Consider the following 22,059-nt stretch of genomic DNA (forward strand, 5'->3'; position numbering starts at 1 on the left):
CCCGCACAGGAGGCTCCCATGTCCGTCGTCGCCCTCAACACCCGTCCGGCCCGTACCGGCCGCCCCGACCGGGCGCCCGCGCCCCGGCCGCGTACCGCACCGACCCTGACCATCACGCTCGACCTGAGCGCCGGTCCGCTCACGCCCGGCCTGGCCCGGCTGGCCGACCTGCTGGACGAGCTGGCCGCCTCCGGGGAGGGACTGGTCCGGCCGGACGAGCACCGGGCCGCCCGGGCCGTGCTCGACCTGCGCCGCGTCCCCGCGGCACCGGCCGAGCCGACACCGGCGTCACCGGCCACCGGGCCGGGCGGGATACGCCTGCTCACCGGCACCCGACGGGTCCGGCACGGCGGCGTCGAGGTCGGCCTGACCCGGATCGAGTTCGACCTGCTGCTCTTCCTCGCCGAGCACCCGCGCCGGGTCTTCACCCGGCTGCAACTGCTCAGCAACGTCTGGGGCTACGAGCACGCGGTGGCCCGCACCGTGGACGTCCACATCCGGCGTCTGCGGGCCAAGTTCGGCCCGGACACGCCGCTGGTGACCACCGTCTACGGCGTCGGGTACCGGCTCGCCGACGACGCCCCGATCGAGGTGGACCGCGACGCCTGAGCCGGCCCGGACCGACCCGCGGCGCACCCGGATTCCGGGTGCGCCGCGTTCACGTCGCCGTCGCGCCCGCCACAGTGAACCGGCCGGGGACCCCCGATACCGGCGCGTGTCGTCGCTCTGCTGTAATCAACGGACCTCGTACGCAGAGCGAGCACTCGGCTCCGATGTGTTCGCCAATTGTCACATTCATGCAACGCAGTGGCCCCTTGACCCTCGCACAAGCGCCGGGAAGCATCGATGCAGCGGCGTCCCGGGCCGTGGGGAGATACCCGGACCAGCCAAGGAGGACCATGTCGGTCAGCCCCGCCTCGTCGCGCGCCGGATGGCATACGTCCCAACCCGCGGTCCCCGGCCGTCCGCCCGGCGGCCAGCGTCGCCCCGCCAACGCCGCCACCCCCGTGCTCACCGTCACCCTCAACATCCCGCTGGCCTGCGAGGAGTCGCTCACCCCGGCCGCCCGCCGGCTCCTCGACGCGGCCCGTGAGCTGCTCGAAGGCGGCGACGCGGTGGTCAGCACCGGCCCCGCCGGCGCGGACCGCCGGCCCGACGTGCCGGCCGGGCGCAGCCCGGCCCGTCCGCTGGCCCCGACCATCCCGACGCTGCACATCCTGGCGTCCTCCCGGTCGGTGCTGCGCGACGGCGAGCCGCTGCCGCTGACCCGCCTGGAGTTCGACCTGCTGCTGCACCTGGTCGCCCATCCGCGCCGGGTGTTCACCCGGCTGCAACTGCTCAACGCGGTCTGGGGGTACGAGCACGCCGGCGTCCGCACCGTCGACGTGCACGTACGCCGGCTGCGCGGCAAGGTCGGGGTGGACGTCCCGCTGGTCACCACCGTCTACGGCGTCGGCTACCGGCTCGCCGACGACGCCCGGGTGACCATCGACCGCACCGGCTGACCACCGCGCCCGCCACCGTCGACCGCGCACCGGACGGAGCCCCGACCGCCCGGATGCGAACCGGTGGTGGACCGACGCCGCCGGCCGGGCAGGATGGACGGATGCGCGTCCGCCCGATCAGCCCCGACCGGCTCGTCGCCGAGCTGACCGGTCGCCTCGCCCGCACCGAGGCGTCCGGCCGGTTACGGGTCGCCGTCGACGGGCCGCCCGCCGCCGGGCCGGACGCGCTCGCCGCCGCGCTCGTCGACCCGCTGCGCGCCGCCGGCCGGCCGGCCCTGCACGTCCGCGCCGCCGACTTCCTCCGCCCCGCCTCGGTCCGCCTGGAGCAGGGCCGCACCAACCCGGACGCGTACTACGAGGGGTGGCTCGACGAGCCTGGCCTGCGCCGCGAGGTGCTCGACCCGGCCGGCCCGGACGGCACCGGCCGGGTGCTGCCGTCGCTCTGGGACGCCGACGCGGACCGGGCCAGCCGGGCCGCGTACCAGGATCTGCCGGCCGGCGGGGTGGTCCTGGTCAGTGGCGCGTTGCTGCTCGGCGGCACGCTGGCGTTCGACGTCGCCGTGCACCTGGTGCTCTCCCCGGCGGCGCTGGCCCGGCGCACCGACCCGGCGTGGCGCTGGACGCTGCCGGCGTTCGCCCGCTACGCCGACGAGGTCGACCCGGCCTCCTTCGCCGACGTGGTGGTCCGCGCCGACGACCCGCGCCATCCGGCGCTCGTCGAACGGGCCTGACCAGGCGGTCCGAACTCACGGGAAAGTGCCAGGAAATCTCCGGTTTGGCCCGCCGGGGGCAGGGGTAATCGCCCGGCTCACAGAGCACGGGCGATCTCGCCCGTGCGTTCCCGTTCGGACCGGGCCGTCGGCGTCGCCGCCAGGGCCGGGTCGAGCCGCAGGAAAGGCAGGCAGCGATGCTCGTCCACGACACGACAGCCACGGGCCGCTCCCAGGCGGAGGCCGACCAGATCCGGCAGTCCCTGCGGTCCCGGTACGACGAGCTGACCGCGGAGTACGACCAGGCCGTGATGCAGAGTCAGGTGCTGCGGCTGGTCGAGGTCGGCGACACCGCCGGCGACGACCAGGCCGACAGCGGCACCAAGACCGCCGAGCGGGACACCGCCCAGTCCCTGCTGCGCACCATCCTGGACCGACGGGCCCAGTTCGAGCGCGCGTTGACCCGACTCGACGAGGGCACGTACGGCTTCTGCGAGGGCTGCGCCGCGCCGATCCCGGTGGAGCGGCTGGAGATCTTCCCGTCGGCCACCTCCTGCGTGGCCTGCAAGCAGACCCGCGAGCGACGCGCGGCCTGAGGTTCCGCGCACTCACCCGCTCCGGGTGAGGCCGGCTCACCCGGCCGCCGCGCAGCATGGATGGTGCGCGCGGACGCACCGGCCCGCGCGCCCCGACGAGGAGGTGGGGTCATGACGGTACGGGTGGTGGCGGATCGACGCCGCGGCGGCGTCCTGCACGTGGTCGGCAGCGCCGACGTGCCGGAGCGGCGCGGGCGGCCCGGCCGGTTCAGCCCGACCCGGCTGTGGCGGGGGCCCAGCGGCCCACCGCGACGCGCCGACGACCGACGCTGGGAGACCGACACCCGGGGGTGAGCCGGATGGCTGAGCAGTTGATGTCCGCGTTCGAGTCCTCGCTGGACAAGACGAACGTGATCCTGAAGGAGATCGAGTCGGCGTACGGCTGGCCGCCGGAGCGCCGCAACCAGTCGTACGCGGCCCTGCGCACCGTGTTGCACCTGCTGCGCGACCGGTTGCCGGTGCCGGAGAGCGCCGAGTTCGCCCAGCAGTTGCCGGTGCTGCTGCGCGGCATCTACTTCGACGGCTGGCAGCCGGAGAACGTGCCGATCAAACTCAACCGCGACGACTTCCTCTACGAGGTCCGGCAGGGCTTCCCGTACGACGTGTCGGGCGGCGCGCAGCGGGTGGTGCAGGTGGTGCTGGACACGCTGCGCCGGCACGTCACGCAGGGCGAGTGGCAGGACGTGAAGTCCGCCATGCCGCGAGACCTGGCTCAGCTCATTCCCTGAGCCGGCGCCACCCCGGTCCGTCCCGCCCCCTCGGCGGGGCGGGCCGTCGGCGTCCGGGAGACCGGCAGCCCGGCCCGCCGGGCCGACCGGGCCGGCCGCCTTCGCCAGCGAACCGTCCGTGCGCCCGGGTTCGGGCGTCTACGGTGGGGTTAGAGACGATCGGACGTGGGGTACCACCCGCTGCACACGGACCCCGGGAACAGGCGGGGCGGCACACCGAGGGAGCACCCATGGCTTTGAACGACGACGACATCCAGACCAGCGGCGGCAGCGGCCTGGAGGGCCCGGCCGACGGCGGTGCGACCCCGGGTCAGCACGACGGTGGCGCGGACGGTGGCGCGGAGGGCCCGGCCGACGGCGGTGCCACTCCGGGTCAGCACGACGGTGGCGCGGACGGTGGCGCGGAGGGCCCGGCCGACGGCGGTGCCACTCCGGGTCAGCACGACGGTGGCGCGGACGGTGGCGCGGAGGGCCCGGCCGACGGCGGCGCGACCCCGGGTCAGCACGACGGTGGCGCCGACGGCAGCGCCTGACCGATGAGCCTCACGCACGTCGACCCGCCGGGTGGCCACGGCCACCCGGCGGGTTCGTCCTCCGCCGCCGCGGCGTTGGCCCGCTGCGTGGCGGTCGAGCCGGCCAAGTTCGCCGCCGACCACTGGGGGCGCAGCCCGCTGCTGTCCCGGGCCGCCGAACTGCCCAACCCGGACGGCTTCACCGACCTGCTCAGCCCCGCTGACGCCGACGAACTGCTCAGCCGCCGCGGCCTGCGTACCCCGTTCCTGCGGGTGGCCAAGGACGGCCAGCTCGTGCCGGCGGCGCGGTACACCGGCGGCGGTGGCGCCGGCGCCGAGATCGGCGACCAGGTGCTGGACGAGAAGGTGCTGGCGCTCTATGCCGACGGCGCCACGTTGGTGCTCCAGGGCCTGCACCGCACCTGGCCGGCGATCGTCGACCTGGCCCGCGACCTGGGCGCGGCGCTGGCCCAGCCGTTGCAGGTCAACGCCTACCTGACGCCGGCCGGCAGCCAGGGCTTCGCCACCCACTACGACACCCACGACGTGTTCGTGCTCCAGGTCGACGGCCGCAAGCACTGGCGCATCCACCCGCCGGTGCTCGCCGACCCGCTGGAGCGCCAGCCGTGGGGCGGCCGGGCCGACGAGGTCGCCGCCACCGCTGACGGCCGGCCCGCGTTGAACGTGGTGCTGGAGCCGGGCGACGCGCTCTACCTGCCGCGCGGCTGGCTGCACAGCGCCCAGGCGCAGGAGTCCAGCTCGCTGCACCTGACCGTGGGCATCCGGGCGCTGACCCGGTACGCCATGGTGGAGGAACTGCTGGCCCTGGCCGCCGAGGACGCCCGGCTGCGCGCCGGCCTGCCGTTCGGGCTCGACCTGGCCGACCCGGACGCGATCGAGCCGGAACTCACCGAGACCGTCGAGGCGCTGCGCGACTGGCTGCTGCGGGCCGACCCGGGGGCGGTGGCCGCGCGGCTGCGGTCGCGGGTGTGGCCGGCCGCCCGACCGGCCCCGATCCGCCCCCTCGCGCAGGCCGACGCGCTGGCCCGGCTCGTCCCGGACAGCCGGGTCGCGCTCCGGGACGGCCTGCGCTGGCAGCTCACCCGGACCGACGCCGGCACGGTCGCGCTGCGCCTGACCGACCGTACGCTCACGCTGCCCGGCACCTGCGAGCCGGCGCTGCGCGCGCTGCTCACCGGCGCGGCCACCCGGGTCGGCGACCTGCCCGGCCTGGACGACGACGCCGACCGCCTGGTCCTCACCCGCCGCCTGCTCAAGGAGGCGGTCCTGACCCCCGCCTGACCGCGGGGGTCAGCGGGTGTAGGTGACCGCCAGCAGGAGCAGCGTGGTGGCCAGCCCGCTGGCGGCCACCAGGATCATCGGGCGGGGGGTCAGCACCGCGTGCCGGCGGTCGGCCAGCAGGCGGGCCGGCGCCAGGCCGACCAGCGGCCCGAGCAGCGTCACCACCAGCGCCAGCACCGGCAGGCCGACCGCCAGGTCACCGCCCGAGCCGGCGCCCAGCGCCCGCGCCCCGGTCCCCAGCAGGAACGCCACCAGCGCGCCGCCGACCCCGCACGCGATCAGCAGCGGGTTCACCGAGCCGGGCAGCTCGCCCGGCGTCCCGGTGCGGTCCAGCAGCTCGCGTACGCCGCGCAGCAGCGGCACCGGGTCACCGGCGGCGTCCCGTACCGGCCCGGGCGGGTCGCCCAGGCGCCGGGTGCCGCCGCCGAGCCGGGCCCGTAGCTGCGCCCACAGGTGGGTCACCTCGCCGTCCACCCGGTCCACCATCCGCTGGGCGTCGGCCAGCTCCGCCTCGGCGAGCCGGACCTGCTCGGTCGCCTCGGCCACCGCCCGGTCGGCGGCGGCGACCTGTTGGGCGTACCAGGTGTGCGCCTCGGCCCGCTGGGCGGCCACCCGGGCGGTCAACTCGGCGAGCCGGCGGATCTGGGCAGGGTACGTCTCACTGGAGACCGGTTCGTTCATCGGGAGGGACCATAAGGGATGATCACCTGTCCGGTGCGGTGCACCGCGCGGTCGAAGTAGAGACCGCGCCACGGTCGGGGATACCAGTCCGGCCCGCCGCTGCCCGGGTAGAGCGACGAGCCCAGCTCGCCGCCCTGCACGTCGAGCGCCACCCACGCGCCGATCTGGTCCGTGCGCGCGCCGGCGCCGCCCAGGTCGGCCCGCATCCGGGCCACGCCGCGCCACCAGGCCAGCACGTGGGTCCGCCGCTCCGGCCCGTCGTGCAGGATGCGGCGCAGCTGCTCCAGCCCGCTCCGGGCGCCGGCCCGGCCGGCCAGCGCGCCGGCCGCCGCGTCCACCGCGTACAGCAGCAGGAAGTGCGGGGTACGCGGGGTGCCCGGCGCGCCCAGCCCGTCGCCCACCTCGGCCATCAGCTCGGCGACCGTCTCCTCGTCGTACCAGGAGGCGTCGCCGGCCAGGTCCTCGTAGAGCGCGCGGGCGGCAGGGTCGGCGTCCGGGTCGAGACAGGCGATGGAGAACCGGGCCGCGCCGGGCGGGTACTGCCGGGCCAACGAGCGGGCGGCGGCGTCGAGCACCGCGCACGCCTCGTCCACCCGGGTGCCCAGCACGGCCAGGTTGCGGCCCGGCGCCCGGGGCAGCCGCAGCGCCGCCGAGCGCGACTGCACGTCGATGATCTCGCCGAGCAGCGCCACCGGACTCCGCGGCGCGCCCTGCTCCGGCGCGGCCAGGGCACGGAAGTCCGGCGCCTCGGCCAGCCGGGGGATCGCGTCGCCGTCGAAGAGCCGGGCCGGCGCGGCGTCCTGCGGGCGCATCCGCCACAGCCGGTGTTGCAGCTCGCTCCAGGTCTCCCAGTCGCTCGCCGACGGGATGCGGGCCACCTCGTTGCCCTCGGTCAGGCCGGACTCGGCGTTGACCACGGCGTGGTGTCGGGGCAGCGACTGCGCGGCGTCGTTGCGTTCGGCCAGGATGCGCAGCGCCTTCGGCAGCGCGATCCGCAGGGTGAACTGGGCGACCAGCGCGGGCCGGCCCCAGAGCGCCTCGATGCCGCGGACGTCCTGGGAGGCGAGCACCAGGTGGATGCCCTGCGAGCGACCCCGCCGGGCCAGGTCCTCCAACAGGTCGGCGGCCTCCCGGGCGACCACGTCCCGGCCGGCGAGCAGCGCCTGGAACTCGTCGACCACCGCGACGATCCGCGGCCAGTGCCCGGTCGGGTCCACCGCCCGCAGCTCGGCCAGCTTGGTGACCTCGTGCTTCTTCGCCGCGTCGGCCCGCCGGCGCAGCTCCTCGGCGAGGAACCGCAGCAGCGCCAGGCCGAACTCCCGGTCGGTGTTGACGTTGATGCCGACCAGCCGCATGTGCGGCAGCCAGCTCGGATCGCGCCGACCCTGGGCGAACCGGGCGAAGGACACCCCCTCCTTGAAGTCGAGCAGATAGAACTCCAGCTCGGCGGGGGAGTAGCGGGCGGCGAGCGCGCCGATCCACGCGAAGATCAGGTTCGTCTTGCCGGTGCCGGACGGGCCGCCGATCAACGCGTGCGGCGGGTAGTCGCCGAGCGTCAGCAGCACCGGCCGCCCGTGCGGGCCCTCGCCGATCGGCGCGGTGAGCCCGTGCGCCGAGTCCTCCCGCCAGTAGTCGTCCGGCGGGGGCAGCAGATCGGTGAAGGGCGTCGGTGGCGGCCCGGCGGCGACCCGGGAGGCGACCGTCCGGCAGGTCTCGGTGACCAGCGTGGGCGGTGGTGGGGCGTCGAGCACCACCGGCAGCCCGGCGATGCGGGCGTCGTCCGGGTCGACCACGATCCGGGTGACGGTCGGGTCGTCGGGCAGGTCGATGCCGCGAACCACCAGGTGCACCCCGCACGCGGCCCCGGTGCGGACCACCCGGTCGAGCTGCCCGCGCTCGTGCCGGGACAGCTCGTCGCCGCCGAGCAGCACCGCCACCCGCCACGGCTCCGGGCGCCGGCCGGTGGCGGCGGCCAGCTCGCGCAGGGACGCGTACTCGCCGGCCAGCACCGTGGCGTTGATCCGGCGGATCTGCTCCACCAGGTCGTCCAGCAGCCGGCCCAGCCCACCCGGGCCGACGAAGGTGAGCAGGCCGGCGGTGCCCAGCGGCGCGAACCCGGCCAGGCCGCCGCCCAGGTGCTCCGGGTCGTAGCCGTGCAGCCGGACCGCGCCCGGGTCGGCCCGGCCGACGGAGCGCAGCAGCAGCGCGGGCACCACCGCGGCGAGGCCGTCCCGGTCGCCGCCGGCCAGGTGCGCGTGCCCGGCGTCGAGCAGCGGGACCAGCGCCGGCACCGGTTCGGCGCCGGTGATGCGTACCGTGCCGATCCGGACCGCGCCCGGCGGCTCGGCCCGGCCGGCGGGGGTGACCGTCCACCGGTCCCAGGGCGCGGACGCCGCGCCCGGCGCCTCCCGCTGGGCCGCGGCGGCGGCGCGGCGCGCCAGCTCGGCCAGGCGGGCCGTGTGCCGGGCGTCGATCTCGGCGAGCCGCCGGTCGCGGGCCGCGCCGACCCGGCCGGGCACCGCCGCGGCGGCACGCCGGGTACGGGTCAGCCGTTCCCGGCCGGCGGCCAGCTCCGCCTCGGCGGCGGTGAGCCGGTTCCGGGTGGCGCCCAGGGCCTCGGAGAGCATGCCCCGGACCCGCGTCACCAGTTGGGCGCGGACGTCAGCCACGCGACGGCTCCCGTTCCTCGGTGTCCTTCGGCAGGTCCCGGCCGAGCCGGTCGAGCAGTACGCCGGTCAGCACCCCGGCGGTGACCGCCGGGTCGGCCGCGTGCGGCTGCTCCTGCCCGTCGTCGCGGCGCGGCGGGGGCATCCGGCAGATCCGGGTGAGCAGCGTGTCCAGCACCGGCGGCGGCAGCCCGGGCAGCAGGTCGCGGACCCGCCCGTCCAGCTCGCGGCGCAGCCGGGCCAGGTCCTCCGCGCGGGGCGGGTGGCCGAGCAGTTCGCCGGCCAGGTCGCGCAGCATCGGCGGGGCGATCGCGGCCAGTCCCAGCCCGACGTCGGCGTGGGCCCGCCGCAGTTCGGCGTGCAGCCGGTCCCGGTCGCCGGAGCGGATGCCGACCACCACCCGGCGCAGCAGCTCGTGGGCGTTCTCGACGCGCTCGTCCGGCTCGTCCGGCGCGCCCTCCCGTCCGCCGGTCAGCTCCGCCACCCGGACCGCCCACCAGCGGCGTACCGCCGGCTGCTCGCCCGGTTCGGGCGCCGGGCCGGGCGCGGGCGTCGCCTCGCCGCGTGGCGCGTCGTGCCGGGGTCGCCGCTCGCCCGTCGTCGCGGCCGGCGCGCCGTCGGCGGCCAGCCCGATCGCGGCCAGGTACGCGCTGAGCTGCTCCTGGGCCACGCGCAGCGCGTAGCCGGCGGTCTCGGCGTGTTCGGTGGCGGCGGTCAGCTCCGGCACGCCCATCGGGTCGGCCGACTCCTGGCGCACCCAGCGCAGCCGTTCCTGCGCCTGGCCGAGCTTCTCCAGCGCGGCGGCGAGCTGCGCCAGCGGCAGCTCCTCGGCGGCGGCGCGGACCTGCGCGCCGATGTCCTCGACGATGGACACGGCCGGCCCTTCAGAGCGTCGCGACGTAGAGCTGTGCCTGCTCCACCGCCACCAGCGTCGCGGCGAGGCACTCCTCCAGCTCCTGGCTGGCCTGGGTCAGCGAGGCCTGGGCCGCCTCGACCGTCTCGTGGCCGCTGCCCTCCAGCGCGCCGGCCAGGGTCTGCTGCGCCTCGGCCAGCTTCTCGCCGGCCGCCTGCACCGCTGTCTGGCCGTCACCGATCTGCTGGAGAGCGACATCGATGGCGGCCTTCAGCTCGGCGACGCTCGCCACAAGGACCTCCTGGGGGCAGGGGAGATCTCCATTACAACCCATCCCATCCGGTGGGCGAACATCCACCCTCGCGCCGTTCCTGCCCGGGTGTCCGATTGCGGCCCTGACGTGCGGGAAGGCCGGGCAGGGGCAGGGTCGGCGGTCCCGCCGACGGTCGGCTCGGTCCCGTTGACGGGACTCGGCGCGTCAGCGGCCGAGCCAGCGCGGGCCGCGTACCTCCGCGCCCAGCGCGCTGACCCGGGCCCGCAGCTCCCGGTCCGCGGTGACCACCACCCGCCGGCGCTCCGGCGCGGCGGCGACCAGCTCCACCACGGTGTCGTCGCCGGACCCGGCCGCGGACACCACGTCGACCCCGGGCGCCGGCGCCACGTGCCGGGCCGCGCCCTCCACCACCAGCACCACCTGCACCGGCGGCGGCAGCTCCGGCGGCACGCCGGCGCCGGCCAGCGGGGCCAGCGCGTCGCGCAGCCGCACCGCCGCGCCGGCCCGGTCGCGCCACCAGCCGTCCGGCCGGGAGCCCACCACGTTCGCGCCGTCCACCACCAGCAGCGGTCTGCTCTCCATCCGCCCAGCCTGCCATCCGCGGGCGTTTGTCGCGCACACCGCCGGGTAGCCACCGCCGACCGTGCCGCGCGTGCCGCGTCCCGGTCGTGCCGACCGACTGCGGAGGACGAAACATGATGGGACCCGGCGACTTCGGCAACGACCCGTGGGACGAGTTCCTGGCCCGGTACTTCGGTCGGGGCGAGGGCGGTCGCCGGCCGGCCCACCGGGTGGACATCACCCGCCTGATGACCGCCGACGCCCGGGAGATGCTGGCCGACGCGGCCCGGCGGGCCGCCCAGAAGCACAGCAACGACCTGGACACCGACCACCTGCTCTGGGCCGCGTTGCAGCGTGAGCCGCTGCGGGACCTGGTCCGCCGCGCCGGCGCCGACCCGGACGCGCTGGTCAACGCGCTGGGCGGACGCGCCGAGGGGGGCGCGCCCGGCGGCGAGGTGCCGCCGAACCTGTCGCTCACCCCGGCCGCGAAACGGGCGCTGCTCGACGCCCACCAGCTCTCCCGCGCCATGGGCGCCAACTACATCGGCCCCGAGCACATCCTGATGGCGCTGCCGCTCAACCCGGAGTCGCCGGCCGGCCGGATGCTGGCCGCCGGCCGGATCCAGCCGGAGTCGTTGCAGGCGGCCAGCGCCGAGCGTGGCGCCGCGAACGGCCCCCGTCCGGACCGCGGCACGCCCACCCTCGACCAGTACGGGCAGGACCTCACCGAGCTGGCCCGGCTGGACCAGATCGACCCGGTGATCGGCCGGGCCGACGAGATCGAGCAGGCGGTGGAGATCCTGTCCCGGCGCACCAAGAACAACCCGGTGCTGATCGGTGAGGCCGGCGTCGGCAAGACCGCCATCGTGGAGGGGCTCGCGGAGCGGATCTGCGACGGCGACGTGCCGCAGACCCTGATCGGCAAGCGGGTCATCCAGCTCGACCTCTCCGGCCTGGTCGCCGGCACCCGCTACCGGGGCGACTTCGAGGAACGCCTGAAGAAGGTGATCGACGAGATCCGGGCCCACCGCGAGGAACTGATCATCTTCCTGGACGAGATCCACACGCTGGTCGGGGCCGGCGGCGCCGGCAGCGAGGGCGGGATGGACGCGTCCAACATGCTCAAGCCGGCGCTGGCCCGCGGCGAGCTGCGGGTGATCGGCGCGACCACGCTCGACGAGTACCGGCGCACCATCGAGAAGGACGCCGCCCTGGCCCGCCGGTTCCAGCCGGTGCTGGTGCCCGAGCCGGGCGTCGAGGACACCGTCGCCATCCTGCGCGGCCTGCGCGACCGCTACGAGGCGCACCACCAGGTCCGCTTCACCGACGAGGCGCTGGTCGCCGCCGCCGAACTCTCCGACCGGTACGTCACCGACCGGTTCCTGCCGGACAAGGCGATCGACCTGATCGACCAGGCCGGCGCCCGGGTCCGGCTGCGTACCCGCACCCCCGCCTCCGACGTACGGGACCTGGAACAGCAGCTCGACGAGGTGCGCCGGGACAAGGAACAGGCGGTCTCCGACGAGCAGTACGAACGCGCCTCCTCGCTGCGCGACAGGCTCGCCGAGCTGGAGGACCAGATCCGCCGCGCCCGCGGCGACGAGGGGCCCAACCACGTGCCGGAGGTCGGTCCGAAGGAGATCGCCGAGGTGGTGTCCCGGGCCACCGGCATCCCGGTCACCCAGCTCACCGAGGAGGAACGCGACCGGCTGCTGCGCCTGGAGGGGCACCTGCACCAGAAGGTGATCGGGCAGGACGACGCGGTCGGCGCGGTCGCCGAGGCGGTCCGGCGCTCGCGTACCGGCCTGGCCGACCCGAACCGGCCGATGGGCAGCTTCCTGTTCCTCGGCCCCACCGGCGTCGGCAAGACCGAGTTGGCCCGCGCGCTGGCCGAGGCGCTGTTCGGCGAGGCGGACCGGATGGTCCGGGTGGACATGAGCGAGTTCCAGGAGCGGCACACCGTCAGCCGGCTGGTCGGCGCCCCGCCCGGCTACGTCGGCTACGAGGAGGCCGGCCAGCTCACCGAGGCGGTCCGCCGCCGCCCGTACGCGGTGGTGCTGCTCGACGAGATCGAGAAGGCGCACCCCGATGTGTTCAACATCCTGCTCCAGGTGCTCGACGACGGCCGGCTCACCGACAGCCAGGGCCGGACCGTGAACTTCAAGAACACCGTCCTGATCATGACCAGCAACCTCGGTTCCGAGCTGATCACCGGCACCCAGCGCACGGTCGGGTTCGCCACCGGCGAGCCGGGCGAGCAGGAGTCCACCGAGCTGCGGGAACGGCTGATGCGCCGGCTCCAGGAGAACTTCCGCCCGGAGTTCCTCAACCGGATCGACGAGGTGATCATCTTCCAGCGGCTGGAGGCCGAGCAGCTCCGGGAGATCACCGGCCTGCTGCTGGAGGAGACCCGCCGCCGGCTGCACGCCCAGGACATCCAGGTCGAGATCAGCACCGCCGGCGTCGACTGGCTCGCCGAGCACGGCTACCAGCCGGAGTTCGGGGCCCGTCCGTTGCGCCGGGTGATCCAGCGCGAACTCGACAACCGGCTGTCCCGGATGCTGCTGGAGAACGAGATCTCGCCGGGGCAGAAGGTCACCGTCGACGCCCGCGACGACCAGCTCGTCCTCGACGTGTCCGCCGGTGAGCGCGGCTACTCGGCCGCCACCACCTCCCATCCCCGGTGAGGGGACGGCCCGTCGCGCAAGGATCGGAGGGCGGACATGACCGAACCCGAGGAGACCCGGGAGGACGCCGCGGCCGGTGAACCGATCGAGGCGCCGCCGACGGCGAACCCGTCCCGGGTCCGGGTGCCACCGGAGGGACTGACCCCGCAGACACCGAGCGGCGAGGGCGAGCCGGAACCGTCCGGGCCGCCGCCGGGAGAGGAGGCGTGATGGTACGCGAGGCGCGACTCGACCCCGAGGTCGAGATCATCTGGGACGACTTCCACGCCGAGGTGAACGTTCCCTCCGAGCAGCTACGGCAGTGGCTGCTGACCCGCGGGTCGGGGGAGGAGGCGTTCGGCCCGGACCCCGACCTGGACCTGCCCGAACCCGGCCGGCAGATCCTCGCCGTGCTGCGCAAGCGCAAGGTGGACCTGACCCCGGAGGACATCGAGGTGATGCGCGAGGCGATCACCCGGATCCGGGAACTCGCCGCCGACCGGCCGGACCGGGGGGCCGCCGACGACGAGTGGCGGCACGCGCTGCTCGACCTCGGTCACGACGTGCTTGTGGAACGCTGACCCGTCGCCGGACGCCCGGGCGGACACCCCGCCCGGGCCGACCGGGTTCGGCCTATTCGGACTCCATGCTGGGCAGCTCCAGGCCGGCGGCGTCGGCCGCGGCCTGCCGGTCCATCCGCGCCCGCTCCTCCCGGCTGAGCAGGGTGGCGTACTCGGTGACGTCCGCCGGGTCCGGCACCTCGGGCAGCCGGCGCAGGAACGCCTCGACGTCGGCGGCGGCGGCGGTGTGCGCGGCAGCCGCCTGACGCAGCAGCTCCCGCTGGTCGGCGGCCGGATACAGATCAGTCATGCCGCCGGTGATACCCGCGTTCAGGCGGTTCGCACCCCACCGGTGCCGGTGGGCTGCACGCCGAAGTCCGGATGGGCCAACAGCCAGCCCAGATAGTCCGGATGGTTGGCCAACGCGTCGGTGTACGCCGCCACCGCCTGCTCCAGCACCGGCTCGGCCACCACCGCGGCCGGCGCCTCCGGATGCCAGCCGAACAGCAGCCGCCAGCGCAGCGGCACCCCGGCCAGCCGGCGGGTCACCAGCCCCGCCACCGGACGGAAGGTGGCCTGGCACAGCGCCACCGCGGTGCCCGCGTCCACCAGGTCCAGCGCGGCGCGCACGTCCGCCTCGTACACCTTGCGGGGGGTGAAGCCGGCGCGCGCGCACGCGGCGGCGAAGCAGTCGCCGAAGCAGCCGTCGCCCGGCGCGGCCACCCACTGCTCCCGGCGCAGGTCGAGCAGGTCGATCTCGTCGCGGGCGGCCAGCGGATGGGTCTGCGGCAGCAGCACGAAGACCGGGTCGACGGCCACCTCCCGCCAGCTCAACCCGAACACCGGCGACGGCGTGGCGTCCCCGCACACCCCGGCCAGGGCGAAGTCGAGCCGACCGCCGGCCACCAACTGGGCCAGCTCGTCCACCGACCACGACGCGTACGTGGAGATCTGCGCGTCGGAGCGCTCGGCGGCGAGCCGGTGCACCAGCCGGCCCAGGATCGGGCTGTTCACCCCGCCGAACCGGTAGCGGCGCAGCGGGTCGCCCGCGCCGGCCAGCCGGGCCGCCTCGTCCTGCAGGCCCTTCATCGCCGGCAGCAGCACCCGGGCCCGGTCCAGCACCAGCTCACCCAGCGCGGTGGGCCGGGCGCCCCGGCGGTCCCGTTCGAACAGCGGCCCGCCGAGGACCCGCTCGATCCGCTGGAGCTGGGCGGTCAGCGCCGGCTGGGCCAACCCGAGCAGGGACGCCGCCTTGGTGACGCTCCCCGTCTCGGCGATCGCGCAGACCACCCGCAGGTGTCGCAGCTCCAGATTCATACGGTGACGGTAGGACCACGAACGGGTGTCCGGGAAGGGGCGGATCGGCTCATGCCTCCCGGCGGGGCTCCAGGTCGGCCAGGCGGGTCCGCCGCCCGCTGACCGCGTCGCGCACCTTGTCCAGCACCCCCACCGCCGGCTCGACGATCTTGTTCCACGGCGGCGTGGCCGGGGTGCCCGGGTGCGGCCGGGTGGGCGCCGCCTCCTCCGCGATCTCCCACCGGTTGCCCAGCCGGATCAACTCGGCGTCGCTGGCGACCTCGCGCAGCGGCGTGACCAGCGCGGCCACCCGGCTGACGTGCCGGCGGACCCGCTCCGCCACGTCGGCCAGCGCCGCGTCGTCCGGACCGGACAGCCCCTTCAACGCGGTCAGCAGCGCGGCGTCCGCCTCGATCTCCCGGGTGACCAGCTCGGCGCTCTCCGGCACCGCGGCCCGGGCGGCGGGGAAGAGGTACTGCTCCTCGGCGGAGAGGTGCCGCGACACCGCGGCGGTCAGCACGTCCAGCACCCGAGCGCGGTCGGCCGGGTCCTGCCCGGCGTCGGTCACCCGGTCGGCCAGGTCGAGCAGCGCGCGGTGCTCGGCGTCCACGAGGTCGGCCAGGCTCCGCCCACCCGGCCGGTACCGGTCGTCGGCGGCGGGTGGGAGCGGCGGCAGGGGGACGGTCATGGTGCCCTCCTCGTGGATGGCCGGAATCGTGGTGGCCGGAATCGATGTTCGGCGTTACCCTGCCGCGCGTCGGGCGAAACCGGGCCGCACCGCGCCGGTCGCCGCGACCGGTCCGACTGGTATAAGGAAGCGATGACGACCTCCGCCTCACCCGAGCCCACCGACGAGGTCGTGGACCTCTGCCGGGACCTGCTGCGCATCGACACCACCAACACCGGGGACAACGACACCAGTGTGGGGGAACGGCGCGCGGCGGAGTACGTCGCGGAGAAGCTCGCCGAGGTCGGCGTGGCCGCCGAGATCCACGAGTCGGCGCCCGGCCGGGCCAACCTGGTCGCCCGCATCCCCGGCACCGAGCCCGACCGGGACGCGCTGCTGGTGCACGGCCACCTCGACGTGGTGCCCGCCGACCCCGACGAGTGGTCGGTGCACCCGTTCTCCGGCGAGATCCGCGACGGCTACCTGTGGGGCCGCGGCGCGATCGACATGAAGGACTTCGACGCCATGGTGCTGGCCGTGGTGCGTGACTGGCAGCGCGCCGGCGTCCGACCCCGCCGCGACATCGTGCTCGCCCTCACCGCCGACGAGGAGGCCGGCAGCGACTACGGCGCGCACTTCCTGGCCCAGCGCCACCGGGGCCTGTTCGACGGCTGCACCGAGGCGATCGGCGAGGTGGGCGGCTTCTCCTACTCGGTCGACGAGCAGCGCCGGCTCTATCTGATCGAGACCGCCGAGAAGGGCATCGACTGGTTGCGCCTGCACGCCCGGGGGCGGCCCGGCCACGGCTCGATGATGCACGACGACAACGCGGTGACCGCGCTCGCCGAGGCGGTCGCCCGGATCGGCCGGCACCGCTTCCCGGTGGTGATGACCGACACGGTGCGCGCGTTCCTGGCCGAGGTCTCCGAGGTGCTCGGCATCGAGATCGACCCGGACGACCCGGAGACCGCGATCGCCAAGCTCGGCCCGATCGCGAACATCATCGGCGCGACGATCCGCAACACCGCCAACCCGACCCGACTGGCCGCCGGCTACAAGGACAACGTCATCCCCGGCCGGGCCACCGCCACCATCGACTGCCGTAGCCTGCCCGGGCAGAGCGAGGAGCTGGAACGGCAGTTGCGTGAGCTGGTCGGGCCGGACATCGCGATCGAGTACGTGCAGCGCCAGCCGGCCCTGGAGACCACGTTCGACGGGGACCTGGTGGCGCAGATGTCCGCCGCGCTGCGCGCCGAGGATCCGGGCGCGCACCCGGTGCCGTACATGCTCTCCGGCGGCACCGACGCCAAGGCGTTCTCCCAGCTCGGCATCCGCTGCTTCGGGTTCGCGCCGCTGCGGCTGCCGGCCGACCTCAATTTCTCCGGCCTGTTCCACGGCATCGACGAGCGGGTTCCGCTGGACGGACTACAGTTCGGCGTGCGGGTTCTCGACCGCTTCCTCCGCAACTGCTGACCGCGCCCGCCGCGGCGCCGTCGGCGCGGAACCTGCCCCCATCGCGAAGGGACTGCCTCACATGACCGACCAGCACGGTGAGCTGGACGCCGCCCTCGAGCGGGTGATCGACGCGGCCCGCGCCCACCTGGCCGCCGTCCGGGCCGCCCAGGGCCGGATCGACGACGACGCCGTCTGGCAGGCGTACGTCGCGTTGAACAACGCCTCCTTCGCCTACGACGAGCAGTTGCTCGACGCGTTCGGCGAGGTGACGCCCTGGGACGTCGAGTCGATCGACCCGGACGAGGCCGACGAGCGCTTCGGCGCGGTCGAGGGCGGCGAGCCCACCGACCCGCACCCCCGGGTGATCTCGGTGCGGCAGCGCCGCGACTACCGGGTCCCCAGCGTCGCCGCGCTGCTCCGGGTCGCCGAGGCGGCCCGCCGGGAGGGCACCCCGGAGGAGGACGAGCCGGCGCCGGTCGAGGGCGTCGGCGAGGCGGTGCTGGAGCTGTTGCAGAGCGGCGACGGCTCGCTGTCCGCGCTCGACGTGCCGGAACTGGAGCCGCTCGACGGCGTGGTCATGGTCAGCGAGGTCGGCACCCCGGTCGACCTGGAGTCGTTCGACGACGACGACCCGGTCGGCCCGTTCCAGCCGGCCGTCGACGACCGGCTGGTCGGCCGGCTCGACGAGCACCCGTTCCTGGAGGTCGACGAGGAGCACGACCACGCCCACTAGGCCGTGCTCGCCCCGGGGCCGCACCGCACGGCGTGGCCCCGGGGACGGCCCGGCTCAGTACGACAGGCCGGGCTGTGGCTTGTTCACCACCCGGCGTCGCAGCATCACCTGCCGGGTGCCGTCCCGGTAGAGCCGCACCCGGGCCAACTCCCAACCGGAGAACTCCGCCTGGATCGCCAGTTGCGCCGCGGCGGTCAACCGATCGACATTCGAAGGCAACCGCAGCGGCGCGTACTCGTAGTCCATGACATCCATGCTGCCCAGCCCGGCGGCGCTCCGCCACCCCCGGACGGTGACCCCGGTCGCCCCGCCGCCGCCCCGACCGGTCAGCCGTCGCGCTCCGGATACCCGATCGGCACCGCGGAGACGTCGTCCAACGCCGTGACGATCTCGTCCGGCAGCGTCATCCGTTCCACCTGGAGCGCGCCGAGGAGCTGCCCGACCGTGCGGGCGCCGAGGATCGGCGCGGTCACGCCCGGTCGGTCCCGGATCCAGGCCAGCGCCACCTCCAGCGGCGACACGCCGAGCCCGCCGGCGGCGATCGCCACCGCCTCCACGATGCTGGAGCAGCGGGGCTCCAGGTACCTGCCGACGAACCGGTCGAAGTGCGGCGACACCGCCCGCGAGTCCGCCGGGCGGCCGTTGCGGTACTTGCCGGTGAGCACCCCCCGGCCCAGCGGCGACCAGGGCAGCACGCCGAGGCCCATCTCGGCGCAGGCCGGCAGCACCTCGCGCTCGATGCCGCGCTCCAGTAGCGAATACTCCACCTGGGCGGCGACCACCGGGGCGCGCCCCGGCCAGGCGGCCTGCCAGGCGGCGGCCCGGGCGGTCTGCCAGCCGGAGAAGTTCGACACGCCGACGTACCGGGCCCGGCCGCTGGAGACCGCGTGGTCCAGCGCGGCGAGCGTCTCCTCCAGCGGCGTGTCCGGGTCGTACCCGTGCGCCTGCCACAGGTCCACGTGGTCGGTGCCGAGCCGGCGCAGCGACGCGTCGAGCGTGCGCAGCAGGTGCCCGCGCGAGCCGTCCCGGCGTCGGCCGCTGCCCGGCCGCAGCCCCGCCTTGGTGGCGATGAGCAGCTCGTCGCGGTCCACCAGGCTGCCCAGCAGGGAGCCGATCACCGACTCGGCGTCGCCGTCGGCGAACACGTCGGCGGTGTCGACGAGGTTGCCGCCCGCGTCGAGGTAGCTCTTCAGCTGGGCGGCCGCGTCGTCGGCGTCGGTGTCCCGTCCCCAGGTCATGGTGCCGAGCGCGAGCCGCGAAACCGCCAGCCCGCTTCGGCCGAGCGGTCGCTGTTGCATGCGTGAACCTTATTTCGAAGCCGGCGTCACGGATATCCTCGCCGCAGTCAACTTCCCGCGCGACCGCAACCGGGTGTGACGTGTTCGGGCGAGCCGGTCGTCGGTGGCCCCAGCGGCATTGCGTAACCTGATGCGACCTGTGGTGCGGACGGTGGGAGGATCATGCGACTCGGGCTCAGCCTCGGATACCAGACGGCGTGGAGCACGCCCGCCGATCACCTGGCGCTCGCCCAGGAGGCGGACCGCCTCGGCTACTCGGTGGTGTGGGCCGCGGAGGCGTACGGCTCCGACTCGCCGAGCATGCTGGCCTGGATGGCCGGGCAGACGGAGCGGATCGACCTCGGCTCCGCGGTCATGCAGATCCCGGGCCGCACCCCGGCGATGACCGCGATGACCGCGACCACCATCGACGCGCTCTCCGGCGGCCGGTTCCGGCTCGGCCTGGGCGTCTCCGGCCCGCAGGTCTCCGAGGGCTGGCACGGCGTGCGGTTCGCCAAGCCGCTGGCCCGCACCCGGGAGTACGTCGACATCGTCAAGCTCGCGGTGGCCCGCAAGGAGGTCGCCTACGACGGCGAGCACTACACGCTGCCGCTGCCGGACGGGCCGGGCAAGGCGCTGCGGCTGGGCTTCCATCCGCCGCGCGCGCACATCCCGATCTACCTGGCCGCGGTCGGCCCGAAGAACCTGGAGCTGGCCGGCGAGATCGCCGACGGCTGGCTGGCCGTCTTCTACGCCCCGGAGTTCGCCGAGGAGCAGCTCGCCTCGGTCCGGGCCGGGCGGGCCGCCGCCGGCAAGGAGCTGGCCGGCTTCGACGTGGTGCCGTCCGTGCCGGTGGTGGTCGGTGACGACGTCTCCACCTGCGCCGAGCTGGTCCGCTGGTACGCCGCGCTCTACGTGGGCGGGATGGGCAGCCGGAAGCAGAACTTCTACAACCAGCTCGCCACGAGGATGGGCTACGGCGACGCGGCCCGCGAGGTGCAGGATCTCTACCTGGCCAAGCGGCAGCGGGACGCCGCCGCCGCGGTGCCGATCGAGTTCATCGACCGGACGTCGCTGCTCGGCCCGAAGGAGCGCATCGCCGAGCGGATGCGGGAGTACGCCGCCGCCGGCGTGACCACGCTGTCGGTGACGCTGTTCGTGGCCGACCGGGACAGCGGCGTGCAGACGCTGCGTACCGTCGCCGAGGCCCTCGACCTGTCCGGGGTCGGCGAGTGACCTGGATCGAGGCCATCGTCCTGGGCGTCGTCCAGGGGCTGACGGAGTTCCTGCCGGTGTCGTCCTCCGGCCACCTGCGGATCACCTCGGCGATCTTCTTCGGCCGCGACGCGGGCGCGTCGTTCACCGCGGTGACCCAGCTCGGCACCGAGGCCGCGGTGCTGATCTACTTCTTCAAGGACATCTGGCGGATCGTCCGGACCTGGTGCCTGGGCCTGGTGGACCGTTCGGTGCGCTCCAGCCTCGACTACCGGATGGGCTGGTACGTCATCGTCGGCACGATCCCGATCGGGATCCTCGGGCTGCTCTTCAAGGACCAGATCCGCACCGCCGGCCGCAACCTCTACCTCATCTCCTTCACGTTGATCTTCTTCGCCCTGGTGCTCGCGTTCGCCGAGTACTGGGGGCGGCAGACCCGCACGCTGGAGAACTTCCGGATGCGTGACGGCGTCGCGATGGGGCTGGGGCAGGCGATGGCGCTCATTCCCGGCGTCTCCCGGTCCGGCGGCACACTGACCGTCGGCCTGTTCCTCAACCTCACCCGGGAGACCGCGGCCCGCTACTCGTTCCTGCTGGCCATTCCCGCCGTGGTGATCTCCGGCGTGTTCAGCCTGCCGGACGTCTTCGAGCCGTCCGCGCCGGGCACCGCCGCGCCGAGCGTCGCCCAGATGGCGGTGGCCACGCTGATCGCGTTCGCCATCGGGTACGCGGCCATCGCCTGGCTGCTGCGCTACGTCGCGCACCACACGCTCTACCTCTTCGTGATCTACCGGGTGGCGCTCGGCACGCTGGTGCTCTGCCTGCTGCTCACCGGCACGATCAGCGCCACCTGATCCCGACGGACGCCGAAGGCCGGCACCCCACCCGGGGTGCCGGCCTTCGCGGTGTCAGCTGTTCCAGTGCTCGGCGACGAGGTCGGCGGCCTGCTGCTCCCACTGCGCGTAGTGGTCGGGGTAGGCGCTGACCTGGACGGTCTGCGCGGCCCGGGTCAGCGGCATGTCCTGCCAGCCGTCGACCTGCTTGAGGCCCTTGAGGAAGGCCAGGGTGGCGTACTCGGGGTCGGTGATCTGCTCGACCGTGCCCCACCCGGAGGACGGGCGCTGCTGGAACAGGCCCTGCGAGTCGTGGTCGTTGCGGTCGCCGAGGTGGCCGAGGTTCTCCAGCTTCGACTCCTGCAGGGCGGTGGCGATGGAGACGACCGCGGCGCGCTCGTCCATGCCGGCCTTCTTGGTGGCGGCGATGATCGCCTTGACGTTGGCGGTCTGCTCGTCGTCGAGGTCGATGCGGGACTGGGCGCCCTGCACGCCGTGCGGGATGAGCGCGGCGGTGTCGAGCTTCGTCTGCACGGCCACGGCGCTCTCGCGCGGGGTGGGCGTGGTGTCCTGGTGGTTCAGCGGGCCGGCGGCGAGGCCACCGGCGACGGTCAGACCGGCGATACCGAGGATGCTCTTGCGCAGCATGGTGTTCATGGGGGCTCCGTTCGGGGGTCGACGCACCGGGCGGGGTGCGTGGCACCGTCAGGCGCTCGTCTCGGGGGATCCGGCCGGGCCACGGGGCGGGGGCCTCGTCGTGGCTGCCGAACCGGGTGCAACGACCGGCGCCCCACCGTCATTCCCGGGGTCTGCCCGGGGGCGGGATAGCTGCGCGGCCGTTCACCCGGTTACAACGCCGCCCACCCCCCGCCGATTCCGCCCGGCGGGTGTCACCCACCACCCCCGAATCGGACACCCACCCCAAACGGCCCGTCCGCCCCGGTGACCATGGGGTTGGCGGCGTGCGGT

Annotated in this window: 26 protein-coding genes; 15 read left to right on the top strand and 11 right to left on the bottom strand. The window is 74.9% G+C overall.

Annotated features, from left to right (window positions below; genetic code table 11):
• Window positions 1-18 precede the first annotated feature (18 nt).
• The 8 genes from TPA0908_RS21660 (at window position 19) to TPA0908_RS21695 (ending at window position 5,353) form a co-directional block, all read left to right on the top strand.
• Window positions 19-609, top strand: coding sequence for a winged helix-turn-helix domain-containing protein (locus TPA0908_RS21660; RefSeq protein ID WP_281940678.1), 591 nt, complete (start codon window positions 19-21; stop codon window positions 607-609).
• 290 nt (window positions 610-899) lie between these two features.
• Complete coding sequence (locus tag TPA0908_RS21665; RefSeq protein ID WP_281940679.1) at window positions 900-1,505, top strand: winged helix-turn-helix domain-containing protein; 606 nt, start codon at window positions 900-902, stop codon at window positions 1,503-1,505.
• A 101-nt stretch (window positions 1,506-1,606) separates the two neighbouring features.
• A complete protein-coding gene (locus TPA0908_RS21670; RefSeq protein WP_281940680.1) occupies window positions 1,607-2,236 on the top strand; it encodes a nucleoside/nucleotide kinase family protein in 630 nt (209 codons plus the stop codon).
• A gap of 176 nt (window positions 2,237-2,412) precedes the next feature.
• Complete coding sequence (locus tag TPA0908_RS21675; protein WP_281940681.1) at window positions 2,413-2,811, top strand: TraR/DksA family transcriptional regulator; 399 nt, start codon at window positions 2,413-2,415, stop codon at window positions 2,809-2,811.
• 111 nt (window positions 2,812-2,922) lie between these two features.
• Window positions 2,923-3,105 (top strand): hypothetical protein, encoded by a 183-nt coding sequence (locus tag TPA0908_RS21680; protein WP_281940683.1) that lies wholly within the window; start codon window positions 2,923-2,925, stop codon window positions 3,103-3,105.
• A 5-nt stretch (window positions 3,106-3,110) separates the two neighbouring features.
• On the top strand, window positions 3,111-3,539 hold the full coding sequence (locus TPA0908_RS21685) for a DUF2267 domain-containing protein (RefSeq protein ID WP_281940685.1): 429 nt from the start codon (window positions 3,111-3,113) through the stop codon (window positions 3,537-3,539).
• A gap of 230 nt (window positions 3,540-3,769) precedes the next feature.
• On the top strand, window positions 3,770-4,072 hold the full coding sequence (locus tag TPA0908_RS21690; RefSeq protein WP_107155543.1) for a hypothetical protein: 303 nt from the start codon (window positions 3,770-3,772) through the stop codon (window positions 4,070-4,072).
• A gap of 3 nt (window positions 4,073-4,075) precedes the next feature.
• Complete coding sequence (locus TPA0908_RS21695; protein WP_281940687.1) at window positions 4,076-5,353, top strand: cupin domain-containing protein; 1,278 nt, start codon at window positions 4,076-4,078, stop codon at window positions 5,351-5,353.
• A 9-nt stretch (window positions 5,354-5,362) separates the two neighbouring features.
• Here TPA0908_RS21695 and TPA0908_RS21700 read toward each other — a convergent pair whose 3' ends face one another.
• The 5 genes from TPA0908_RS21700 to TPA0908_RS21720 all read right to left on the bottom strand — a co-directional run bounded on the left by TPA0908_RS21700 (window position 5,363) and on the right by TPA0908_RS21720 (window position 10,409).
• Window positions 5,363-6,034 (bottom strand): hypothetical protein, encoded by a 672-nt coding sequence (locus TPA0908_RS21700; protein ID WP_281940689.1) that lies wholly within the window; start codon window positions 6,032-6,034, stop codon window positions 5,363-5,365.
• Window positions 6,031-8,703: an FtsK/SpoIIIE domain-containing protein gene (locus TPA0908_RS21705; RefSeq protein WP_281940690.1), complete on the bottom strand. Its 2,673-nt coding sequence runs from the start codon at window positions 8,701-8,703 to the stop codon at window positions 6,031-6,033. The genes TPA0908_RS21700 and TPA0908_RS21705 overlap by 4 nt, the downstream gene beginning before the upstream one ends.
• The gene (locus TPA0908_RS21710) at window positions 8,696-9,574 is read right to left on the bottom strand and encodes a hypothetical protein (RefSeq protein WP_281940692.1); all 879 of its coding nucleotides are present in this window, start codon (window positions 9,572-9,574) and stop codon (window positions 8,696-8,698) included. Before TPA0908_RS21710 ends, TPA0908_RS21705 begins: the two co-directional genes overlap by 8 nt.
• A gap of 10 nt (window positions 9,575-9,584) precedes the next feature.
• The gene (locus tag TPA0908_RS21715; RefSeq protein WP_030504016.1) at window positions 9,585-9,845 is read right to left on the bottom strand and encodes a hypothetical protein; all 261 of its coding nucleotides are present in this window, start codon (window positions 9,843-9,845) and stop codon (window positions 9,585-9,587) included.
• Between the two features lie 186 nt (window positions 9,846-10,031).
• Window positions 10,032-10,409: a hypothetical protein gene (locus tag TPA0908_RS21720; RefSeq protein ID WP_281940694.1), complete on the bottom strand. Its 378-nt coding sequence runs from the start codon at window positions 10,407-10,409 to the stop codon at window positions 10,032-10,034.
• 113 nt (window positions 10,410-10,522) lie between these two features.
• Between TPA0908_RS21720 and TPA0908_RS21725 the strand changes: the two genes are divergently transcribed.
• The 3 genes from TPA0908_RS21725 to TPA0908_RS21735 are packed head-to-tail and all read left to right on the top strand — an operon-like array spanning window position 10,523 to window position 13,635.
• Complete coding sequence (locus TPA0908_RS21725) at window positions 10,523-13,075, top strand: ATP-dependent Clp protease ATP-binding subunit (RefSeq protein ID WP_281940695.1); 2,553 nt, start codon at window positions 10,523-10,525, stop codon at window positions 13,073-13,075.
• A gap of 36 nt (window positions 13,076-13,111) precedes the next feature.
• Window positions 13,112-13,285 carry a hypothetical protein gene (locus TPA0908_RS21730; protein WP_281940697.1) on the top strand — a complete coding sequence of 58 codons (174 nt, stop codon included), beginning with the start codon at window positions 13,112-13,114 and terminating at the stop codon, window positions 13,283-13,285.
• Entirely contained in the window at window positions 13,285-13,635 is a 351-nt protein-coding gene (locus TPA0908_RS21735) for a DUF3140 domain-containing protein (protein ID WP_281940699.1), read from the top strand. The genes TPA0908_RS21730 and TPA0908_RS21735 overlap by 1 nt, the downstream gene beginning before the upstream one ends.
• A 52-nt stretch (window positions 13,636-13,687) precedes the next feature.
• Here TPA0908_RS21735 and TPA0908_RS21740 read toward each other — a convergent pair whose 3' ends face one another.
• The 3 genes from TPA0908_RS21740 to TPA0908_RS21750 are packed head-to-tail and all read right to left on the bottom strand — an operon-like array spanning window position 13,688 to window position 15,598.
• Complete coding sequence (locus TPA0908_RS21740) at window positions 13,688-13,924, bottom strand: hypothetical protein (protein WP_281940701.1); 237 nt, start codon at window positions 13,922-13,924, stop codon at window positions 13,688-13,690.
• 20 nt (window positions 13,925-13,944) lie between these two features.
• Window positions 13,945-14,931: a LysR family transcriptional regulator gene (locus TPA0908_RS21745; protein ID WP_281940703.1), complete on the bottom strand. Its 987-nt coding sequence runs from the start codon at window positions 14,929-14,931 to the stop codon at window positions 13,945-13,947.
• 49 nt (window positions 14,932-14,980) lie between these two features.
• A complete protein-coding gene (locus TPA0908_RS21750; RefSeq protein WP_281940705.1) occupies window positions 14,981-15,598 on the bottom strand; it encodes a hemerythrin domain-containing protein in 618 nt (205 codons plus the stop codon).
• Window positions 15,599-15,730: 132 nt separating this feature from the next.
• Here TPA0908_RS21750 and TPA0908_RS21755 point away from each other — a divergent pair, with 132 nt between their 5' ends.
• On the top strand, window positions 15,731-17,050 hold the full coding sequence (locus TPA0908_RS21755; RefSeq protein ID WP_281940707.1) for a M20/M25/M40 family metallo-hydrolase: 1,320 nt from the start codon (window positions 15,731-15,733) through the stop codon (window positions 17,048-17,050).
• 61 nt (window positions 17,051-17,111) lie between these two features.
• On the top strand, window positions 17,112-17,765 hold the full coding sequence (locus TPA0908_RS21760; RefSeq protein ID WP_107155555.1) for a hypothetical protein: 654 nt from the start codon (window positions 17,112-17,114) through the stop codon (window positions 17,763-17,765).
• Window positions 17,766-17,819: 54 nt separating this feature from the next.
• Here TPA0908_RS21760 and TPA0908_RS21765 read toward each other — a convergent pair whose 3' ends face one another.
• Both TPA0908_RS21765 and TPA0908_RS21770 read right to left on the bottom strand, forming a co-directional pair.
• Complete coding sequence (locus tag TPA0908_RS21765; protein WP_107155556.1) at window positions 17,820-18,011, bottom strand: DUF5703 family protein; 192 nt, start codon at window positions 18,009-18,011, stop codon at window positions 17,820-17,822.
• Window positions 18,012-18,091: 80 nt separating this feature from the next.
• Window positions 18,092-19,063 (bottom strand): aldo/keto reductase, encoded by a 972-nt coding sequence (locus TPA0908_RS21770; RefSeq protein WP_107155557.1) that lies wholly within the window; start codon window positions 19,061-19,063, stop codon window positions 18,092-18,094.
• Between the two features lie 162 nt (window positions 19,064-19,225).
• Between TPA0908_RS21770 and TPA0908_RS21775 the strand changes: the two genes are divergently transcribed.
• Window positions 19,226-20,278, top strand: coding sequence for an LLM class F420-dependent oxidoreductase (locus TPA0908_RS21775; RefSeq protein WP_281940710.1), 1,053 nt, complete (start codon window positions 19,226-19,228; stop codon window positions 20,276-20,278).
• Window positions 20,275-21,111, top strand: coding sequence for an undecaprenyl-diphosphate phosphatase (locus TPA0908_RS21780; protein WP_281940712.1), 837 nt, complete (start codon window positions 20,275-20,277; stop codon window positions 21,109-21,111). Before TPA0908_RS21775 ends, TPA0908_RS21780 begins: the two co-directional genes overlap by 4 nt.
• A gap of 54 nt (window positions 21,112-21,165) precedes the next feature.
• Here the strand turns inward: TPA0908_RS21780 and TPA0908_RS21785 are convergent, their stop codons facing one another.
• Entirely contained in the window at window positions 21,166-21,747 is a 582-nt protein-coding gene (locus TPA0908_RS21785; RefSeq protein WP_281940715.1) for a hypothetical protein, read from the bottom strand.
• Window positions 21,748-22,059: the final 312 nt, after the last annotated feature.

Origin of the sequence: Micromonospora sp. AKA38 (genome assembly GCF_027925725.1) — a bacterium.
Taxonomy (GTDB): domain Bacteria; phylum Actinomycetota; class Actinomycetes; order Mycobacteriales; family Micromonosporaceae; genus Micromonospora.

Coding starts and splice junctions, on each gene's coding strand:
- TPA0908_RS21680 (WP_281940683.1), top strand. CDS start 2,923: ATGACGGTACGGGTGGTGGCGGATCGACGCCGCGGCGGCGTCCTGCAC.
- TPA0908_RS21740 (WP_281940701.1), bottom strand. CDS start 13,924: ATGACTGATCTGTATCCGGCCGCCGACCAGCGGGAGCTGCTGCGTCAG.
- TPA0908_RS21725 (WP_281940695.1), top strand. CDS start 10,523: ATGATGGGACCCGGCGACTTCGGCAACGACCCGTGGGACGAGTTCCTG.
- TPA0908_RS21775 (WP_281940710.1), top strand. CDS start 19,226: ATGCGACTCGGGCTCAGCCTCGGATACCAGACGGCGTGGAGCACGCCC.
- TPA0908_RS21690 (WP_107155543.1), top strand. CDS start 3,770: ATGGCTTTGAACGACGACGACATCCAGACCAGCGGCGGCAGCGGCCTG.
- TPA0908_RS21695 (WP_281940687.1), top strand. CDS start 4,076: ATGAGCCTCACGCACGTCGACCCGCCGGGTGGCCACGGCCACCCGGCG.
- TPA0908_RS21755 (WP_281940707.1), top strand. CDS start 15,731: ATGACGACCTCCGCCTCACCCGAGCCCACCGACGAGGTCGTGGACCTC.
- TPA0908_RS21660 (WP_281940678.1), top strand. CDS start 19: ATGTCCGTCGTCGCCCTCAACACCCGTCCGGCCCGTACCGGCCGCCCC.
- TPA0908_RS21670 (WP_281940680.1), top strand. CDS start 1,607: ATGCGCGTCCGCCCGATCAGCCCCGACCGGCTCGTCGCCGAGCTGACC.
- TPA0908_RS21770 (WP_107155557.1), bottom strand. CDS start 19,063: ATGCAACAGCGACCGCTCGGCCGAAGCGGGCTGGCGGTTTCGCGGCTC.
- TPA0908_RS21685 (WP_281940685.1), top strand. CDS start 3,111: ATGGCTGAGCAGTTGATGTCCGCGTTCGAGTCCTCGCTGGACAAGACG.
- TPA0908_RS21745 (WP_281940703.1), bottom strand. CDS start 14,931: ATGAATCTGGAGCTGCGACACCTGCGGGTGGTCTGCGCGATCGCCGAG.
- TPA0908_RS21665 (WP_281940679.1), top strand. CDS start 900: ATGTCGGTCAGCCCCGCCTCGTCGCGCGCCGGATGGCATACGTCCCAA.
- TPA0908_RS21735 (WP_281940699.1), top strand. CDS start 13,285: ATGGTACGCGAGGCGCGACTCGACCCCGAGGTCGAGATCATCTGGGAC.
- TPA0908_RS21785 (WP_281940715.1), bottom strand. CDS start 21,747: ATGAACACCATGCTGCGCAAGAGCATCCTCGGTATCGCCGGTCTGACC.
- TPA0908_RS21700 (WP_281940689.1), bottom strand. CDS start 6,034: ATGAACGAACCGGTCTCCAGTGAGACGTACCCTGCCCAGATCCGCCGG.
- TPA0908_RS21730 (WP_281940697.1), top strand. CDS start 13,112: ATGACCGAACCCGAGGAGACCCGGGAGGACGCCGCGGCCGGTGAACCG.
- TPA0908_RS21760 (WP_107155555.1), top strand. CDS start 17,112: ATGACCGACCAGCACGGTGAGCTGGACGCCGCCCTCGAGCGGGTGATC.
- TPA0908_RS21765 (WP_107155556.1), bottom strand. CDS start 18,011: ATGGACTACGAGTACGCGCCGCTGCGGTTGCCTTCGAATGTCGATCGG.
- TPA0908_RS21750 (WP_281940705.1), bottom strand. CDS start 15,598: ATGACCGTCCCCCTGCCGCCGCTCCCACCCGCCGCCGACGACCGGTAC.
- TPA0908_RS21720 (WP_281940694.1), bottom strand. CDS start 10,409: ATGGAGAGCAGACCGCTGCTGGTGGTGGACGGCGCGAACGTGGTGGGC.
- TPA0908_RS21675 (WP_281940681.1), top strand. CDS start 2,413: ATGCTCGTCCACGACACGACAGCCACGGGCCGCTCCCAGGCGGAGGCC.